We start from the raw sequence: 17,637 nt of genomic DNA on the forward strand, positions 1-17,637 counted from the left end.
GCTGGGGCGGTGCAGGGTGGCCGCCCTCTCCAAGCCGAACGGTGAGGGACTCAGGCGGCGTCTTTCAGCAGGAAGGGCAGCGCCGCCGCCAGCAGCTCGTCAGGCGCCTCCTCCGCGATGTAGTGGCCGCAAGGCAGCGCATGGCCCTGCACCTGCTGCGCCACCCGCTGCCATTCCGCCAGCGGGTCGAAGCAGCGCTGCACCACGCCCTGCTCGCCCCACAGCGCCAGCAGCGGCATGGCCAGGCGGTGGCCGCGGTCCCGGTCTTCCCGGTCGTGGACCAGGTCGATGCCGGCCGATGCCCGGTAGTCTTCGCAGACGCCGTGGGCGGTTTCGGGTAGCCGGGCGCAGCGGATGTATTCCGCGAGAGCGCGGGGGTCGAAGGGCGCAAGGCCGGCATTGCGACGGCCCATCACCTCGCGCACGTAGGCGTCGGGATCGGCCAGGAGGAAGCGTTCCGGCAGCGGCGCGGGCTGGATGAGGAAGAACCAGTGCCAGTAGGCGCGGGCGAAGGCTTCGCTGGTCTGTTCGTACATGGCCAGGGTGGGGGCGATGTCCAGCAGCACCAGGCGCTCGACGGCATCGCCGTGGTCGGCCGCCAGGCGGTGCGCCACCCGGGCGCCGCGGTCATGCGCCATCACACGGAAGCGGGAGTGCCCCAGCGCCTGCATGACCCGGAGCATGTCGCGGGCCATCACCCGTTTGCTGTAGTTCTCGTGGTCGGGCAGGCCGGTGGGTTTGGAGGAGTCCCCATAGCCGCGCAGGTCGGCCAGCACCACCGTGAAATGGCGGGCCAGGGTGGGCGTCACTTTGTGCCAGAGCGCGTGGGTTTGGGGATGGCCGTGCAGCAGCAGCAGCGGGGGGCCGTCCCCGCCGACCCGGGTCTGGATGTGGATGCCGTCCTCCGTCGGGACGGTCTGGGCGATGAAACCGGGAAAGAGCTCGGACATGCAGGGCCTTCCAAGTAGCGGGTGTTTTGCTGCGGCGCTTGAGCGAGCGGCGTCCGGTTGAACGGATGGGCACGGTCGGCGCGGAAGCTCGCTCAGATCAAATCAGATCAGCTCGGCAATGGCCCGGCCCATGTCGGTCGTGGTGGCGGTGCCACCGAGGTCCGGGGTGCGTGGGCCTTCGATCAGGGTGCGTTCGATGGCCCGCAAAATGGCGTCGTGGGCGTCGGTGTGACCCAAAAATTGCAGCATCAGCGCCCCGGACCAGATCATGGCCACCGGGTTGGCGATGTTGCGGCCGGCGATGTCCGGCGCGGAGCCGTGCACCGGCTCGAAGAGCGACGGAAACTTGCGCTCCGGGTTGAGGTTGGCCGACGGGGCCAGGCCGATGGTGCCGGTGGTGGCGGGGCCGAGGTCCGAGAGAATGTCCCCGAAGAGGTTGGAGGCGACCACGACGTCGAAACGGTCGGGTTGGAGGACGAAGCGGGCACTGAGGATGTCGATATGCTGCTTGTCCACGGTGACTGTCGGATACGCTTTCCCCACTTCATCTGCGCGGCCGTCCCACCAGGGCATGGCGATGGCGATGCCGTTGCTCTTGGTGGCCACTGTCAGATGTTTGCGAGCCCGTTGTTGTGACAGTTCGAAGGCATATTTGAGCACTCGGTCTGCGCCGAATCGAGAATAAACAGACTCCTGGATGACGATCTCGCGGTCCGTCCCCGCATACATGACGCCGCCGAGGTTGGTGTATTCGCCCTCGGTGTTCTCACGCACCACCAGGTAGTCGATGTCCCCAGGCTTGCGGCCGGCCAGCGGGCAAGGGACGCCTTCGAAGAGGCGCACCGGGCGCAGGTTGATGTACTGGTCGAATTCGCGGCGAAACTTCAGCAGGGAGCCCCACAGAGAAATGTGGTCCGGCACGGTCGCCGGCCAGCCCACCGCACCGAAGTAGATCGCATCCATCGGCTGCAGTTGCTCGCGCCAGTCGTCGGGCATCATCTGGCCGGTCTTCTGGTAGTGGTCGCAGCTGGCCCAGTCGATGGGGGTGAAGGCCAGGTGGATGCCAAAGCGTCGGGAGACAGCATCCAGCACCCGCAGGCCTTCCGGCATCACTTCCTTGCCAATGCCGTCTCCGGCAATGGCTGCGATCTTGTAGGTCTTGGTCATGGGCAGGTCCTCAGTCAGTGATGGGGGACGATGGCCAGGGTGCGGGCCGGGGATTCGATGATCTCCGATCTTGAGGAGCGGTGGCAGAGTTGAGGGCTGCAAATGGCTTGGGGATGGGCGAAGAGCGGCTTGGCGCCCAAGGGGGCGCGGTGCGGAGCGCGTTGGGTGCCGGGGGCGCGCGGCAACCGGGGGGTTAAGGTGGCGCGCGCTGGAGGGCAGGAGGCCGGGCACCTTTTGCTCCATGTCCCCCGTCGCCTTCGGCTCCTCCTCCTTCACTTCCGCAAAAGGCACCCGGCCTCCCGCCCTCCGGACCGTCTCACTGCTTCGGTGGTCTGCGTGGGCGAGCGCGGTGCGGGTAGACACAACTGCTACATCCGCTTGTACCGAACAGAAAGATGTGGCGGGCATCGCTCTGCTTTAATCAGAACTCCGTCACTGCGATTCGGACACCATGCATCCCCGATTCTTCGCCCTCCCACTGGCAGCCCTGTTGGCCGTCACTGGCGCCCCCACCCACGCCGAAAGCTTCGTCTCGTCCGCCTCCAGCGCCGGATCCGAATCGTCCGGTAGCGTGTCCGATTCCATCGGCGCCTCCAGCAACAGCTCCAAAAAAGACGATCGCAAGGTCGGTCAAGGCCGCTACCGCGTCGTGGAAGTGGCCGCAGCCCAGGGTCGCCCCGGCATGATGCAGGTGGCACTCGCCGCCGACGAAGGCGTGTCGCCCGAAGCCATGCAATCGTTCAATCTGTACGTACCGGACAAAATCCTGGTGCAGCAGCCCCTGGTCAAAGGCCAGGCCGTGCGGGTCAAAGAGCGGGAGTACGGCCTTGAGTTTTCTGACGACACGTCCCAGCGGCCCTTCTTCCTGGTGCTCGAAGACGCGTGGAAGCAGCAGATGCGCACGAAGGTGGTCAAGGCCTGATCTTGTTCGGGCTCATCGTGAGCGCAGGACTGATGGCCGCATGGCGGCGCGTGGCGCATAGGCTTCCGCTGGCGGCGGCCAGCCTGGGGGCGGCCCTTTTGGCCTTCAGCCCGCCTGCGGCAGCCCAGTCGGCGTCACTTGGGCTCTGTGAACGGGGCGCGTCCCTGTCCGCCTCGGACCAGGACCTGGTCCTGCGCTTCACCGCCATCGTGCTGCGAGAGCTTCAAGGCAGCGGCGCGCGCACGGCGTTGGTGTCCCGTGCAGGCACGGATTTGCGCCGGTTCGGCATCCGCTATTCGCATGCGGGCATGGCGCTTCAGGACAATCCCGAAGGGACCTGGGCAGTTCGGCAGCTCTATTACGTGTGTGATGAATCGCGGCCGCGACTCTTCGATCAGGGTCTGGGCGCCTTCCTCCTGGCAGGCAAGGCAACTGGCTCGACCTTCGTCTCCATCGTCACCCTGCCCGAGGACTCGCAGCCCGGGTCGCAGGGCGCCGCGCCCGATCCGCAGAAAGGCCCGGAGCGCCCGCTGCATGACCGTCTGCTGGACACCGCCACCGCCCTGGCCCTGCTGAGCCCGAGCTACAGCGCCAACGCCTATGCCTTCGGCCTGCGGCACCAGAATTGCAATCAGTGGGTGGCTGAGATGATGGCCGCTGCGTGGGACCCGGCCTTTGAGCAAGCCGTTGAGCCAGTGGGGCCGCGTCAGTACGACCGCCGTCGCGCGCAGGCCTGGCTACAGGCCGCCGGCTACCAGCCCACCCGCATCCAGGTGGGGTCCCACGGCCTGATGTTCATCGGGCAGTGGATTCCGCTGCTGCATATGGACGATCACCCGCTGGACGATCTCTATGCGCTGCGCATGCAGGTCAGCCTGCCAGGCGCGCTGGAGGCATTCCTGCACCAGCAGGTGCCCTCCGCCAGGCGGGTCGAGGTGTGCCTGCGGGACCGGCAGGTGGTGGTGCACCGCGGCTGGTCATCGCTGGGCGATGACTGCCAACCGGTCGATCCGCTGGATGAGGTTCGAACGCTCGACTGAGCGTGCCGCCCGGGACCCTCAGTCCCCGTGCCCACCCACCGGCACGCCGTGGGCAGGGGCGCGCACGCCCACCGGAGTCGCATCAGGCTGCGCATAGTCGCGGAACAGCACCGCCAGGCGCGCCGCCTCCTGGTCCACATCGTGACCCGCCATCACCCGCGTGCGGGCCGCTTCGCCCATGCGGTGCAGCGTGCTGTCCTCGCAGGCCAGGCAGTCCGCCATGGCGCGCGCCAGCGCCTTCGGGTCACCCGCCGGCACCAGCCAGCCGTTTTCCTTGGGCACGACCAGTTCCGGGATGCCCGCAATGGCCGTGCTGATCACCGGCCGGCGCAGCGCCATGGCCTCCATGGCCACCACCGGCAGGCCTTCGGCAAAACTGGACACCACCAGCGCACGGGCCGCCAGCATTTCCTCACGCACCTGGTCACTGCCGATCCAGCCAGTGATGCGCACATGTCGCTCCAGCTTCAGCGCCGCAATGCGCGCTTCGATCGGTGCGCGCAGTTCGCCGTCGCCCGCCAGCACCAGCTCGAAATCCACCCCGTCCGCAGCCAGGCGCGCGGCGGCTTCCAGCAGCAGCAGGTGGCCCTTTTGTTCACACAGGCGACCCACCGCCACCAGTCGCCGACCACTGGCCGGGACCGGCTGGAAGGTGTGGAAAGCAGGGTCCACGCCGCAGCGCACCACCTGGATCTTGGGCCAATGCGAATGGTCCACCCAGCGGTAGACCTGGCTGCGGCAGAAGGAGGTGATCGCCACCACGAAACGGGCGCGGCGGATCTTCTCGCCCAGGTGCAGAGATTCCGGTTTGTCGAATTCCTCCGAACCGTGGCAGGTGAAGCTGTAACCCGGGCCGCCCAGCGCTTCGATCAGCAAGGCCACTTCAGTCGAATTGGTGCCAAAGTGCGCATGCACATGGCTGATGCGCTGCTCGCGCAGCAGGCGCAGCGCCATGCAGGCTTCCGCCAGGTAGACCAGATGCAGCGGCATCGGTCGGTCAGCGCGGTGGCCCAGCCGCAAGGCCAGGCCCAGGGCCTTCAGGAAGCGCACCGGCGCACGCAGCGCCTCGGACACCGTGGCACCCAGCAGCGGCTTGAGCCCGTCCCGCAGCAGGTAGTGGGTCCGCGTCTTCTCCTGCTGGTCCACAGGGTCAGGCGCAGCATCGTCCCAGCCGCGCACCGCCACCCGCAGCACGTCCACGCCCTGACGCTCCAGCGCAATGATCTCCCGGCGGATGAAGGTGTGACTCACCTTCGGATAGTGATTGATCAGGTACGCGATCTTCATGCTTCATTTCTCCGTACACCGACCGCCCACTTTTGGGGTGCGGCAGCCGGCAATCGACAGGGCCGTGTGAGAGGCGCTGATGACATCTGCGGGCGCTTTTTGTCAGTTTCGCCCTTCTGTGGTGCTGCCCGCACCATGATAGTTGCTGGCGCATGCGGCAATCCCCTGAAGAGGGCACATGACTCTCCCGAGTCCCGGGGGGTGTGGGCACACCAAAACGTATCCAAATCGCCAAGCTGTTTTGCTAAATGGACTAGCTGACGTTCTCTTTTGAGGGACTTTCTCAATCAATCACTTGGCTGGAGTTCAAGTCCATCACCGGCGTTTTCATTGGAAAATCAAGCACTTGGCAGTTCCCCCCACTGGAGACAGGGCAAGCTGGCACAGCCCTTGCGCAAGAAGCGGCACTGATCAACAGGACCAGAACATGAATTACAAAACGCAAGAAGTGGCCGGGGGAGTGCCGGTCAAGATGTGGACCAACGGCGTGCCGGTGGAGCCCGAAGCGATGCAGCAGCTCTCCAATACGGCTCGCCTGCCCGTGGTGTTCAAGCATGTGGCGGCGATGCCGGACGTGCATCTGGGGATTGGGGCCACCGTTGGCTCAGTGGTGCCGACCATCAAGGCGATCATTCCCGCCGCCGTGGGCGTGGACATCGGCTGCGGCATGATGGCCGCCAAGACCACGCTGCGCGCCGAAGACCTGCCGGACAACCTGGGCCCCCTGCGCTCCGCCATCGAACGCGCAGTGCCCCACGGTTTCTCGCCGCGCAACCGTGGCCGTGACCACGGGGCCTGGGAGAATCCGCCCGACCGCGTGGATCAGGCCTGGAGCACGCTGGCCGATGAATTCGATGCGCTGTGCGAGCTGCACCCCCGCCTGAAGCAGACCAACAACCGCAAGCATCTGGGAACCCTGGGAACGGGGAATCACTTCATCGAGGTCTGCCTGGATGAAGCCGGCTTCGTGTGGTTCATGCTGCACTCGGGCTCACGCGGGGTGGGGAATGCCATCGGCACCCACTTCATCGAGCTGGCCAAGAAGGATGCCGAGCGCAACCAGCGCAACCTGCCCGACAAGGACCTGGCCTACTTCGAGGAGGGCGCCCAGTACTTCGGCGACTATGTCCGCGCCGTCTCCTGGGCCCAGAAATTTGCCATGCGCAACCGCGAAGTGATGATGGCCAACCTGATCGCCGTCGTGCGCCAGGTCATTCCCAAGCCCTTCGAATCCCATGTGGAAGCGGTGAACTGCCACCACAACTACGTGCAGAAGGAACATCACTTTGGCGAGGACGTGTTCGTGACCCGCAAGGGCGCGGTCAGTGCCAAGCGCGGTCAGCTGGGCATCATCCCGGGCAGCATGGGGGCTCGCAGCTACATCGTGCGAGGCCTCGGAAATCCGGAGAGCTTCGAGAGCTGCAGCCACGGTGCCGGCCGCGTGATGAGCCGCACCAAGGCCAAGAAGATGTTCACCGTGCAGGATCACATCAAGGCGACTGAAGGCGTGGAATGCCGCAAGGACGCCGATGTGATCGACGAGATCCCGATGGCCTACAAGGACATCGACGCGGTGATGGAGGCCCAGAAGGACCTGGTGGAAGTGGTGCACACCCTGAAGCAGGTGGTGTGTGTGAAGGGCTGACCCGCGCTGCCGGGGCCCCAACAAAACAGAGAAAAAGAAAGAACCCCATGATCGAGATCGATGGAGCCGCCGGGGAGGGCGGCGGCCAGATTCTGCGCACCTCGCTGGCGCTGTCCCTGTGCACCGGCGAGCCGGTGACCCTGCACAGCATCCGCGCCGGCCGGCCCAAGCCAGGTCTGATGCGCCAGCATCTGGCCTGCGTGCGGGCGGCCGCGCAGATCAGCAATGCCCAGGTGCTGGGAGACGAGTTGCAGTCGCGGGAGCTGCATTTCGCGCCCGGGCCGGTGCAGCCGGGCAGCTACCAGTTTTCCGTGGGATCGGCCGGCAGCTGCCTGCTGGTGCTGCAGACGGTGTGGCCGGCCCTGATGCTGGCGAACGGGCCTTCCAGCCTGCAACTGTCCGGCGGCACGCACAACCCGATGGCGCCCCCGTTCCAGTTTCTTGCGCGGGCCTACGCGCCGCTGATGCATCGCCTCGGGGCCCCCGCGGAACTGCACTTGCGCCGGGCCGGTTTCCATCCGGCTGGAGGCGGTGAAGTGACGGTAAACCTGGCGTCCGCCGCCCAGTCCCTGCGTCCGTTCGACCTGATGAGCCGCGGCGAGCCGGTCTCCACCCAGGCGGAATGCCTGGCGCCCGGACTGCCGCGTCACGTGCCTCAGCGCGAGCTGGAGGTGCTGTGCGAAGCCATGGGTTGGGCCCTCGATCCCAAGCAGCTGCTCGCGCTGCGGCAGAACGAAGGGCCGGGCAATGCGCTGATCGCCACGCTGACCCATGCGAATGTCACCGAGGTGTTCATGCAACTGGGTGAGAAAGGCGTGGCTGCGGAAACGGTCTCCCAGCGTCTGGTGAAGGACCTGAACGACTACCTGCGACAGCCGGGTGCCGTCGGACCGCATCTGGCCGATCAATGGATGCTGCCGCTGGCACTGGCGGTGTGGAAGACGGGCATGACGGCGTCCTACACCGCGACCGAGCTGACGCTTCATGCCACCACCAATGCCGAAACGATCGAGAAGTTTCTGCCGGTGAGCATCACCACCGAGCGGACCGACGCCGGTTGGTGCGTGACCGTCCAACCCTGATGCGTCCGGGGAGGCCCTCTGCGGTGCAGGGGACCTTCCCATTGCGGCGGCACAATGTCGTCATGAGCACGCCGGCCCCCTCCCTCCCCCTCCTGGATGCTGCCGCTGACCTCGCGGCGGACCCAATGCCCCAGCCGCCGCCCGAGCCCGATTTCGATGCCTGCTGCGGCAATGGCTGCGATCCCTGCATCTTCGATCTGCATGACCTGGAGATGGACCGGTATCGGCAAGCACTCAGGGCCTGGCGTGAACGCCACCCGGATGCGACGCCGCAGCGGCCCTGACGCTCCACCAGCCCCGGTGCCCCAGCCCTAACGCACCGACCGTGTCGCCAGCCGATGCGGCGCGCGCAGCATCCGCGACAGATGCAATCGAAGCGCCGCCAGATGCTGCGCCATCAACTGGATGGCGGCATCCGCCTCCGAGCGGCTGATGGCCTCACACATCATCAACAGCCGCTGAGGCCAGCGGGCGGGATCGACCGGTGCCATCGCGGGATGCGAGCGACGGAACGCCTCCAGCAGACAGTTGCGCGGCGTCAGCAGGGCCAATGCATGGGCATTGCCGCCGGTCTCGTGGAGCTGGCTCGTAAATTGACGTTCCGCAGCAAACATCGCTTCCCAGTCTTCGGTGTCCACCGCCCGCTCCATCGCCCGTTGATGGCGGCCCAGCAGGGCCAGGTGCTCGACCCGGTGGCGCTCACACGCATTGCGGATGAGCATGCCCTCCAAGGCTTCGCGCACCGCGAGGAAATCGCGCAGCCATGCGGCATCCACCTGGGTGACGGTGGCGCCCAGGTTCATCCGCATCTCCACCAGCCCATCGCCTTGCAGCTGCAGCAGGGCTTCCCGCACCGGCACATTGCTGACCTTGTAATGGCTGCCCAGCCCCCGCAGGGTGAGATGACTGCCCAGTGGCCATTGACCACTCATGATGTCCTCGCGGATTTGCATCCTCAGTCGGAGATAGGTGGGCGTGTTGATCGGCGGGGACGGGGGAGACAGGACCATGGAGCGTCACTTCGGCAATCGGGCCGACTACTGTAAACAGCGGACCGGTGGCCAGAGCCCCGTCATGAGACGGTCTCTCGTGAAGATTGTTGTTGATCAATTTGGCGACATCTCTGGACTGCCTTCTTGGGTAGTCATGTCGCGATGAATGCCCTCAACTCGTGACCGTCTAACTCGACTTGTTGAAGCGCGGCGACCAGCAAAGCGGCCGGATCATCTTCCTGGAGTGCGGTGATCAGTTGCTTCATGAGCGCGATCCGCTGCGCGGCGTCCACGGTGGGCGGTCTGCCACCGCTGGCCTCGATGCATTGCCGGTCGCCATCGGACAACATGCGCGCGCAAAGGCCGGTGTCCTGCGCGGCGAGCTGCCGCATCAGCGCCAGACGCAGACGCCATTCCTGATCGGCCATGCGCGCGGGTGTGGCCAGCAGCGCCGCACTGCGCAACACACGCCAGGCCGATTCCAGATCCTCGGTCCAATGAATGCCCAAAGGACGCGCAGCGCCACGACAGCAATGCGCCACCAACGCGGCACGCACCTGCAGGATCTGACTCGCCCGCTCTCCTCCCCCTTGAATGCAGGGGAGGGTTTCGCGTGCCGTGGACAGCATGGGGTCGTTCAAGCGCAGCTCCAGAACTCAACACCGATGCGGCATTCTCAAATGATTCACAGACGTCACCGCCTGGTTTCCGGTCCGTGTCTGACGCAGCCGACGTGCATCAATCGGCGGATTGACTTTGCACAAGCGACAACGCAATCCCACTTGCAATCTCAAACGCGATAAAGTCCCGCCTGGGAGGCACATGCGGCACAGAGCCTGAGGCCCGTCGCTTGATCCGGAGTAGATCAATGCCCAAATCGTTGAAGCAAGTTCTCAGTCAAATCGAAAAACTCCAAAAGGAAGCTGAATCGCTTCGGAGCAAGGAGATTTCCGGTGTGGTGGCCCGCATTCGCGAAGCCATCGACCATTACGGCCTGACACCGGAGGAGCTGTTTGGCTCGGCAGTGAAGAGCACGGCGCGGGGTCGCCGCGCTGGCAAGGCTGCTACCGCTACCAAACCGGGCCGCAAAGCTGCCGGCAAGCGTGTGGGCACCGGTCGTGCTTCCATGGGATCGCCCAAGTACCACGACGGCGCCGGCCGCACCTGGACGGGCGTTGGCAAGCGTCCGAACTGGTTCAAGGACGCACTGGCCGCCGGCAAGAAGGCGGAAGACCTGCTGATCCGTTGAGGCAGCCAAGCGGCGGCCGGCCGACGACTCCCCTATGGGGGGCGCGGCCGGTGGGTCCGCTCGCTGGCCACCGCGGAGCCGCCGTTGGTCAGATCCTGATCGTCGGATCGGTGCCGACGTCATGCAGGGCCATAAAGCTCATGAGCGTCAGGCTGTAGGCCGCCACGAGTTCGATCTCATGAGATGACGGCGTTTTGTTTTTCCTCAGTTCAGTGCCCAGAATGTCACACTTCGATTGCAGGTTCTGGATGGCATCGCTGATTTCTGACTTGGCCGATCGACGGATCCAGGTCTGCTGAGCTGTGCGGTCCAGCTGCTTGAACTCTTGGGTCAGTTCGGTTCTCATGATGGCGATCAGGAGGGCATGCGCCATGGCCTCTTGACTGGGATCGGCCTCACTCATCGTGGTGGCCAATGCGCCGGACAACTCTTTCCAGAGTTTGTTCTTGGCTTCGCTCTCGACCAAGTCAATGGCCTTCCCAACCCCGTAGGCGTTCTTCGGCGCGAACAAGCGCAATCCCTGTTTGGCGTCCTGGCTGAACATCAAAGCCAGCGCATGAACGTATTTTTTCAGCTCCGCGCTTTGGGGATGACGGGATTCTTGCCAGGCATGTAGCGTTTGGTGAACGGTCGGCTCTCCACGCTCGATCTCCAATGGGAGTGAGTAGTCGTTGAACGTGCGCACATCCGAATAGATATTCTCGCTGGTGCGTTGCAGCAATCGATTCAGAGTGCGGATGGACGCCCTCGCGTCAAACTGTCCGCGTGCAGGCGCCTGGACCCCCCGCGCCAAAACTTGGGCGGGGATCTGGTTTTCCCATGGTTCCGTATAGACCCGCGACGGCCGCATTTCGACTTCGGAGTAGTCGCCTCCCGAAGCGCCAGCAGTCTGCAATGCAGAAGGCGCGCCTTCGGTGGCCGTCGGCGGAATGATCCCCAGCGGCTTGCCTTCACCGGGCTTCGGGTTGTAGACGGTCGATGGCGTGCCCCCTGTCCTTGGTTGACGGCGCTCACCGAGCTTGTGGAAGGTCTCTCTGGCGGTACTGGAGGTGGAGCTGAATTCCGACTCGGTGTCGCTGTGGCCGGAGGCGATGGATTCGGTGTCCGACGACTTCAGGGTCCGAGGAGCGGGTACAGGTCCGGGCAAACGCGCGGGTTTGGGAGGAGTCTGAGGAGGTGTGGTGGGTGGCTTACCCAGCGCTGCTGTCGCGGTGGACTTGGACGCAAGCGCCGCTGCCTGCGCGGGCTGTTGGCCTGCAGCCGGTACAGCAGCCTGAACAGGCTTGGGCGCGATGGCGGGACGTGGCTTGGACTTCTGGGCACCCAGTCGGTCACCGATCTCTGCGGCCAGCGCGTGCGCATGGCTTTCCAGAAGGCCTTCCGGCATCCTGGTCCCGAAATTCGAGCCACGGGCCGCCTTGCAGTCCTTCTCCCATGTCGCCGCCCCGTTGATCAGATCAGCCGCCCGGGGCACTTCACCGCGTTTGAGAGCTTCCTCGGCCGCCTTGCGTTGGTGGAAGAGCAGCGCAGCGGCGCCCGAGCGGGAATTACCGCTCTGGCAGCAAAACGCCACATTCTGACCTTCGGACTGCTGATACAGCGCCCCGAGCGTCGTCAGCACGTCCTGGGCTGTCGCCCCTTCGAAATTGAGATTCCAGACGCCGATGTCGCCGGAATCCTCGTATTCATTGCCCGGCAGATGGGCGTCGATCCGGAACTGCTCAGGCGCGGGTCCGTCCGTGTGCGCCTGGGAAAACGTCATCTCCAGCGGCCCCAGTTGCGCCGGCAGCTGGATCTGGCGCAGGAATGGCATACGGGCCGCGGCGGACGTGGCACTGTGGTTGGCGCAGACGACATGCGCCACTTTTTTCGACAGCAGCGCGGCGCCGAATCGGGCCAGTCGTTCGTCGGCTCCGACTGCGTTGGAGTCTTCACCCGGGGCCGCCATGACCAGGCTTTCGCCGGACATTCCGTCGGAAGGCAATACCGTGGCATTGGCCCGGCTGGCCTGCGTCATGCCCAACTGCTTGAACTCGCCAATGTCGGGAAGGCCGTACCGTTCGGGCAATGGAAGAAGTTTTTGCACAACGACCGCCGCCGCCGGATTCTTGAAGCGCGTGATGCCGCAGTCTTGAAGGATCAGCTCCTGCGCCTTCTTCGGTTGCACTTGCGCATAGACGGGAGCGTCCCCGTCCGTGGGATGCGTCGACGAGACGTTTGAAAGGGGATTGGGGGAATAGTGTGCGTGGGTCGCTTGAGAAAGGGCCGGTGTCATGTCGATCCTCATGGTCAGAGAGCCCTCGAGACATCCGAGGACGATCATGAGTTGTCACATGCCTGTCTCTCAGTTCCTGACCTTGATATGCACAGCGCCAATGCCAATGGCCCTTTGCAGTGTTTTGCAAAGGGCCACCAAGATCTCAAAAATCGGCTACCTTTCTCAACGAAAGGTGTGATCCGTCATGCTGATCCCTGAAGTCAGCTATTGACCTTGATGCGGTTGTTGACCGACTGCACCCCCTTCACCGCCAGTGCCATGGAGCCGGCGCGCTCGCGTGCGGCCAGGTCCGGCGCGGTGCCTTCCAGGGTGACGTGACCCTTGTCGGTGTCGACCTTCACATCCAGCGCGCTCAGCTTGGGATCGCCCGCCAGTGCGGTCTTGATCTGGGTGGTGATGGAGGCGTCCGAAGCATCAGCACTGACCTTGTCAGCGGCCCGGTCCATCTTCTGACCCATGGCATCCATGGACTCACGGGTCTCCTGCCGAGCCTGATCGCTCTTCTGTTCCATCTTGGCAATGCCATCGTCCAGGCGCTGGCCAGCGGTGCGATCGTCCTCTTCACGACCGCAGGCGGTCAGGGCGACGGCGGCCACCAGGGCCGGCAGCACCATCAACATCGGGCGGTGTTCATGCAGCTTCTTCATCTCGGTCTCCTTGAAGGAAGGGAGGATCCGATGGCGGTGCCACGGCCGGGTCATCGGCCTGAGAAGCGGTGCATCGGTCCTGGGTGGGAGGGGTTCATGGGGCCCGGAAGCAGTGCTCCGGGACATGGCTCCACTGTAGACAGGACCTTATTCGCGCGGGGTCGGCGGCTGCCACGACGTGGGGTCGCCCGCCGTGCCGGCGGTCTGTAGGAGGGGGCCTACGTCGATCCGCTCGGTGCCGGTCTCCACCGTCGGCACCGAAAGCGGCAGCCAGGCGCGTACTTCGCAGCCCTGCCCCGGCGCACTGCGCAGCTGCAACTGGCCCCGCTCGGCTTCCACCCGGAACCGCATGCCCAGCAGGCCATGGGAGCCCAATGTCATGCGCCCGGGATCGAATCCGCAGCCGTCGTCCACCACGCTGACCAGCGCCTGCGCATATTCCTCCTTCAGCACCACCTTGGCGTGGCTGGCCTGGGCATATTTGGCCATGTTGGTCAGGGCTTCCTGCACCAGGCGGAAGGCGGTCAGCTGGGCGCTGCGGGGCAGCTCCACGCTGTCGTCCAGCTCCACCTCGATGGGCACCCCCAGGCGTTCCGACGTCTCCCGGCACAGGATTTCCAGCGCGGGCACCAGCCCCAACTGGTCCAGCGTGGAGGGCCGCAGGTCTTCAATGATCCGGCGCTTGAGCGCAATGCCGCTGTTCAGGGTTTCGGTCAGGTGATTGAGCCGCTGCATCAGCTCGGGCGCTCCCGCCTGCAGCTTGGGCCGCAAGCGGGCGACGTCCAGCTTGGCAGCGGTGAGCAGCGCGCCCAGCTCGTCGTGCAGGTCGCGCGCCAGCCGTGCCCGCTCGTCCTCCCGCGCCGTCTGCAGATGGCGGGCCAGCTGGGTCAGCTCGGCAGTGCGCCGCCCCACCTCGATCTCCAGCCGGTCCCGCTCGGCACGGATGTCCTGCTGCTGCTGTTCACGCTGGTGGTCCATCGCCCGGCTCTTGCGCAGGAACAGCACGAACACCACGAGGCTGATCAGCGTCATGGCCGCCACGCCGATGCGGTTGAGCATCAGGGTGTCGTAGACCTGTGCCGTGCCCAGCGCGATCCGCTGGTTCTCATCGGCCAGCAATTCGGACGATTTGCGGCGGATCTGCTCCATCTGGTCGCGGCCAATGTCGGTCATCATCAGCGCCTGGGCGGCTTGGTGGCGCCCCTCCTGCGACAGCTTCAGCACTTCCTGCAGCTCGCTGAGCTTGGCGCTGACGGCGGTGGCGATCTCCTTGCTGCGGGCCTCGGCATCGGTGGCGCCCACCTGCGAATACATGTGCTGCAGCGCATTCAGGCCCTTGGAGGCATCCTCGGCGGCAAAGCGGTAAGGGTCCAGATATTCCGGCCGTCCGGTGATCAGGTATCCCCGTTGCCCTGACTCCGCGTCCGCGACCCGCGCCGTGAGCCTGACGAGCTCCAGCCGGGCACGGCCCAAGGTCACCAGTCGGTCCATCTGGGACACGGCTCCGAAGTAGGCCAGCTCGCTGATCAACATCATCAGCAGCGCCACGAAGAGCCCGAGCGGCAAGGCCCACGTCTTGCTGCCCAGATTGGCCACGGTGTCTTTGAAACTCATCCTCTACACTCCCCAGGGCATCCAGCCCAACTGACCACAGCCACCATGATCCGAATCGCCATCGTTGATGACCACGCGATTGTCCGCGCCGGATTGCGGCAATTTCTGTCCGAGCAGGTAGACCTGCGCGTGACCGGTGAAGCCAGCTCCGGCCGCGAGGCCCTCGATCTCGTCCGCGCCGGCGAGGTGGACGTCATGCTGATGGACCTCTCGCTGCCCGACCAGAGCGGCGTCGAGACCCTGGCCGCCATCAAGGCGCGCAAGCCTGAATTGCCGGTCCTCATCCTGAGCGGTTTTCCCGAAGCGCATTACGCCACCACGCTGCTGCGCCAGGGCGCCAGCGGTTATCTGAACAAGGAATGCGACCCCGAAGAAATCGCCACGGCCATCCGAACCGTGTTCCGGGGACGCAAGTACATCACGCCCGCCGTGGCCGAACTGCTGGCCGACGGTCTCGGTGCCGCCCAGGACCAGGCCCCGCACGACACCCTCTCCGAGCGGGAGCTGCAGGTGTTCCTGCGGCTGGCGCGAGGAGAGACGGTGGGGCATATCGCGGACGGCATGTCGCTGAGCGTCAAGACCGTGAGCACATATCGTTCCCGGGTGCTGGAAAAGCTGGCGCTGAGCACCAACAGCGAGCTGACGTACTACGCGTTGAAGAATGGTTTGATCGAGTAGGCGCTCCGGCCCGTATCGCCCGGTATCCCCCGGTATCGCCGGGTATCGCCAGGAATGGGCCGAAGCCGGCGCTCGTCCAGACGAATCAAGCGTCAGGGTCTTGCCGTTCTGCCAGGCACTGACAATAGGCCAGCAAATCTTCCAGTTCCGCCGACTTGTCAAACACCCGGTGGGCACCGAGCGCCATGCAGCGCTTGCGCATGTCCGGGGTGGCGTAATTGCTCAGGATCACCCGGCGCGCCGAAGGCATCCGGGCCGTGGCGGCCTGCAGGACATTGAGCCCGGTCCCCTGGCTCAGGAAGATGTCGATGATCAGCAGGTCGCAGCCGCCCTGCTCCTGCGACATCCAGGTCAACGCGCCATCTTCATCCACCGCATGACCCAGCACGCGCAGGTCCACCATCTCCTCCAGGGTCGCCACCAGGTTCTCGCGGATGACGTCGTTGTCCTCCACCAGGAAGCAGGTGAGTGCGGGAGAAGAAACAGGGGAGTCCATGGCGGGCGCTGGCACGAGACTGCGGACGGTGAACAACGGAGCCGCACCGCGGTGACCAGTTCCACGGGAGTGTCCGGGCCCTGGCAGCGGTACCAATGACGGCGCGCGGACGGTCAACATGCCATTGCATGCGGATCGTCCGCGCCAGGGGTGATCACCACGAGGGTCCCCGTCCGGGCAGACCCGACGTGGTGGTCCTGCGCCATCAGTTGCGGATGGCGATTTCGTTCTTGACGCGCTTGACGCCCTTCACACCGCGAGCGATGGCTTCGGCGTTGGTCTTTTCAGTGGCGTTCTTGGCAAAGCCCGACAGCATCACCTCGCCCTGCAGCGTTTCCACGCTGATGGCGGAGGCATCCACGGTCTTGGCTTCGACGAACTTGGCCTTCACCGCGGTGGTGATGGACGCGTCGTCGACGTATTCGCCAACGGAGGACTGACCGCGGGTGACGGCGCAGCCCGGCAGCATCGTGACAGCGCCCACAGCGGTGGCCAGGGCGAGAACGGTGGCTCGAATCATCATTTATATCTCCTTGTCGATGACAGACACAGGCTCACGCGGCGTGGCGGGGATTCGACACGACGGCAGGGGCCGGCTCGGCAAACGTCGCGGGGGCGTGGTCCATCAGATAGGGCAGCGCCGCTTCCAGGCCCAGCACCGCATCATGGTCGGACACCGAAGCCCAGTGGATCTGGGCTGCGCCGTCGTCGGCATGTTGATGAAATGTCTGGAAGTGGTCGGTGTGTCCCATCGTCTGGCTCCTTGGCGCCCCGTGGCGTGCTGAGATGAACTCTACGTATCCCGAACAGACTGGCCTGTCGTCCACATCCGCGAGTCGTTGTAGGACAAACGGAAATGGTGGCGGGTGCGCCACGTTTGTGCATGAGTCCAACCGATCGGCCTGCGCGTCACGAAGGATTCGCAAGGGCACGGCATGCTGTCCTACATCCGGTTGCGACAGCACCCGACAGGTGCGGCAGCATGCTTTCCCTAGGATCACGGCCATGGACAAGAACACGATGGGCGCCTCGTTGGGAAGCGCCATGAACGCCCCCCTCCCGACCTCGCTGGTGGAACCCGCACACCGGCCCTCGAATCTGCCCGCTCACCTGTCAGCGCAGGTGCACTTTGCGCCGGCCCCGGCCGCCAAGGCTTTCAAGCCCTCGCATTGCGTCAGCGCCGAGCTGCTGCTGTCCACGCCGCTGACGGTGGTGGTGCGTGCCAAGCTGGACTTCGTGATGGACGGCCAGGTGCGGGAAGACGAAGTGGCGCTGGTGATCTCGCGCAACCGCTGCGAGGGAGACCATCCCTATTGGCCCGCGCTGCTGTCGGCGGCGCAGGAGCACTGGCATCGCTGCCGCGGCCAGGCGCGCCGGATGACGGCCTGCGTGGACGGTGAATGGCAGACGCTGCTGGCAGCGCAGCCCACCGCTGCCAATGATCTGGATGGCGGCCTGGCCGCGCCCGTGCAGCGGCCGGCTTACGTGCAGCACTGAACCGGCGGCACGCCCGCCGGGCTTCTTTACAGAATCGCATCATGGCTGTCAGCCCGTCGACGGCCACCCGCCGACGTCGGCGGCGATAATGTC

At 65.2% G+C, this 17,637-nt stretch carries 19 protein-coding genes; 8 read left to right on the top strand and 11 right to left on the bottom strand.

Annotated elements, in window-relative coordinates; genetic code table 11:
* Positions 1–50: 50 nt before the first annotated feature.
* Positions 51–950: an alpha/beta fold hydrolase gene (locus tag DES44_RS20215; RefSeq protein ID WP_058933171.1), complete on the bottom strand. Its 900-nt coding sequence runs from the start codon at positions 948–950 to the stop codon at positions 51–53.
* A gap of 102 nt (positions 951–1,052) precedes the next feature.
* Positions 1,053–2,117 carry a tartrate dehydrogenase gene (locus DES44_RS20220; protein WP_058933172.1) on the bottom strand — a complete coding sequence of 355 codons (1,065 nt, stop codon included), beginning with the start codon at positions 2,115–2,117 and terminating at the stop codon, positions 1,053–1,055.
* Positions 2,118–2,568: 451 nt separating this feature from the next.
* On the opposite strand from DES44_RS20220, the gene DES44_RS20225 reads away from it, so the two are divergent.
* Entirely contained in the window at positions 2,569–3,039 is a 471-nt protein-coding gene (locus DES44_RS20225; protein ID WP_058933173.1) for a hypothetical protein, read from the top strand.
* Positions 3,040–3,056: 17 nt separating this feature from the next.
* Complete coding sequence (locus tag DES44_RS20230; protein WP_232309891.1) at positions 3,057–4,079, top strand: DUF2145 domain-containing protein; 1,023 nt, start codon at positions 3,057–3,059, stop codon at positions 4,077–4,079.
* A gap of 18 nt (positions 4,080–4,097) precedes the next feature.
* Here DES44_RS20230 and DES44_RS20235 read toward each other — a convergent pair whose 3' ends face one another.
* On the bottom strand, positions 4,098–5,366 hold the full coding sequence (locus DES44_RS20235) for a glycosyltransferase (protein WP_083525187.1): 1,269 nt from the start codon (positions 5,364–5,366) through the stop codon (positions 4,098–4,100).
* A 427-nt stretch (positions 5,367–5,793) separates the two neighbouring features.
* Between DES44_RS20235 and DES44_RS20240 the strand changes: the two genes are divergently transcribed.
* The 3 genes from DES44_RS20240 (at position 5,794) to DES44_RS20250 (ending at position 8,377) form a co-directional block, all read left to right on the top strand.
* Positions 5,794–7,011 (top strand): RtcB family protein, encoded by a 1,218-nt coding sequence (locus DES44_RS20240; protein ID WP_058933175.1) that lies wholly within the window; start codon positions 5,794–5,796, stop codon positions 7,009–7,011.
* A 47-nt stretch (positions 7,012–7,058) separates the two neighbouring features.
* Entirely contained in the window at positions 7,059–8,093 is a 1,035-nt protein-coding gene (gene rtcA / locus DES44_RS20245) for an RNA 3'-terminal phosphate cyclase (RefSeq protein ID WP_058933176.1), read from the top strand.
* 62 nt (positions 8,094–8,155) lie between these two features.
* On the top strand, positions 8,156–8,377 hold the full coding sequence (locus tag DES44_RS20250; RefSeq protein WP_058933177.1) for an oxidoreductase-like domain-containing protein: 222 nt from the start codon (positions 8,156–8,158) through the stop codon (positions 8,375–8,377).
* Between the two features lie 27 nt (positions 8,378–8,404).
* Here the strand turns inward: DES44_RS20250 and DES44_RS20255 are convergent, their stop codons facing one another.
* On the bottom strand, positions 8,405–9,103 hold the full coding sequence (locus DES44_RS20255) for a GntR family transcriptional regulator (protein ID WP_083525189.1): 699 nt from the start codon (positions 9,101–9,103) through the stop codon (positions 8,405–8,407).
* Positions 9,104–9,237: 134 nt separating this feature from the next.
* Positions 9,238–9,726: a hypothetical protein gene (locus DES44_RS20260; protein ID WP_147307155.1), complete on the bottom strand. Its 489-nt coding sequence runs from the start codon at positions 9,724–9,726 to the stop codon at positions 9,238–9,240.
* Positions 9,727–10,043: 317 nt separating this feature from the next.
* Between DES44_RS20260 and DES44_RS20265 the strand changes: the two genes are divergently transcribed.
* Positions 10,044–10,334 carry an H-NS histone family protein gene (locus tag DES44_RS20265; protein WP_375137557.1) on the top strand — a complete coding sequence of 97 codons (291 nt, stop codon included), beginning with the start codon at positions 10,044–10,046 and terminating at the stop codon, positions 10,332–10,334.
* A gap of 88 nt (positions 10,335–10,422) precedes the next feature.
* Here the strand turns inward: DES44_RS20265 and DES44_RS20270 are convergent, their stop codons facing one another.
* The 3 genes from DES44_RS20270 to DES44_RS20280 form a co-directional block, all read right to left on the bottom strand.
* On the bottom strand, positions 10,423–12,621 hold the full coding sequence (locus tag DES44_RS20270; protein WP_147307156.1) for a hypothetical protein: 2,199 nt from the start codon (positions 12,619–12,621) through the stop codon (positions 10,423–10,425).
* A 191-nt stretch (positions 12,622–12,812) separates the two neighbouring features.
* Positions 12,813–13,259: a BON domain-containing protein gene (locus DES44_RS20275; protein ID WP_170156710.1), complete on the bottom strand. Its 447-nt coding sequence runs from the start codon at positions 13,257–13,259 to the stop codon at positions 12,813–12,815.
* Positions 13,260–13,406: 147 nt separating this feature from the next.
* Positions 13,407–14,873 (bottom strand): CHASE3 domain-containing protein, encoded by a 1,467-nt coding sequence (locus DES44_RS20280; protein ID WP_083525191.1) that lies wholly within the window; start codon positions 14,871–14,873, stop codon positions 13,407–13,409.
* A gap of 45 nt (positions 14,874–14,918) precedes the next feature.
* Here DES44_RS20280 and DES44_RS20285 point away from each other — a divergent pair, with 45 nt between their 5' ends.
* Complete coding sequence (locus DES44_RS20285) at positions 14,919–15,551, top strand: response regulator (RefSeq protein ID WP_058933183.1); 633 nt, start codon at positions 14,919–14,921, stop codon at positions 15,549–15,551.
* Positions 15,552–15,636: 85 nt separating this feature from the next.
* Here DES44_RS20285 and DES44_RS20290 read toward each other — a convergent pair whose 3' ends face one another.
* The 3 genes from DES44_RS20290 to DES44_RS20300 all read right to left on the bottom strand — a co-directional run bounded on the left by DES44_RS20290 (position 15,637) and on the right by DES44_RS20300 (position 16,799).
* Entirely contained in the window at positions 15,637–16,047 is a 411-nt protein-coding gene (locus tag DES44_RS20290; protein WP_058937087.1) for a response regulator, read from the bottom strand.
* A 205-nt stretch (positions 16,048–16,252) separates the two neighbouring features.
* A complete protein-coding gene (locus DES44_RS20295) occupies positions 16,253–16,570 on the bottom strand; it encodes a BON domain-containing protein (RefSeq protein ID WP_116001808.1) in 318 nt (105 codons plus the stop codon).
* 31 nt (positions 16,571–16,601) lie between these two features.
* Positions 16,602–16,799 (bottom strand): hypothetical protein, encoded by a 198-nt coding sequence (locus tag DES44_RS20300; RefSeq protein ID WP_058933184.1) that lies wholly within the window; start codon positions 16,797–16,799, stop codon positions 16,602–16,604.
* 253 nt (positions 16,800–17,052) lie between these two features.
* Here DES44_RS20300 and DES44_RS20305 point away from each other — a divergent pair, with 253 nt between their 5' ends.
* A complete protein-coding gene (locus tag DES44_RS20305) occupies positions 17,053–17,544 on the top strand; it encodes a hypothetical protein (RefSeq protein ID WP_058933185.1) in 492 nt (163 codons plus the stop codon).
* Positions 17,545–17,637 lie beyond the last annotated feature (93 nt).

The organism is Roseateles depolymerans, from assembly GCF_003387155.1.
Classification (GTDB): Bacteria; Pseudomonadota; Gammaproteobacteria; order Burkholderiales; family Burkholderiaceae_C; genus Roseateles; species Roseateles depolymerans.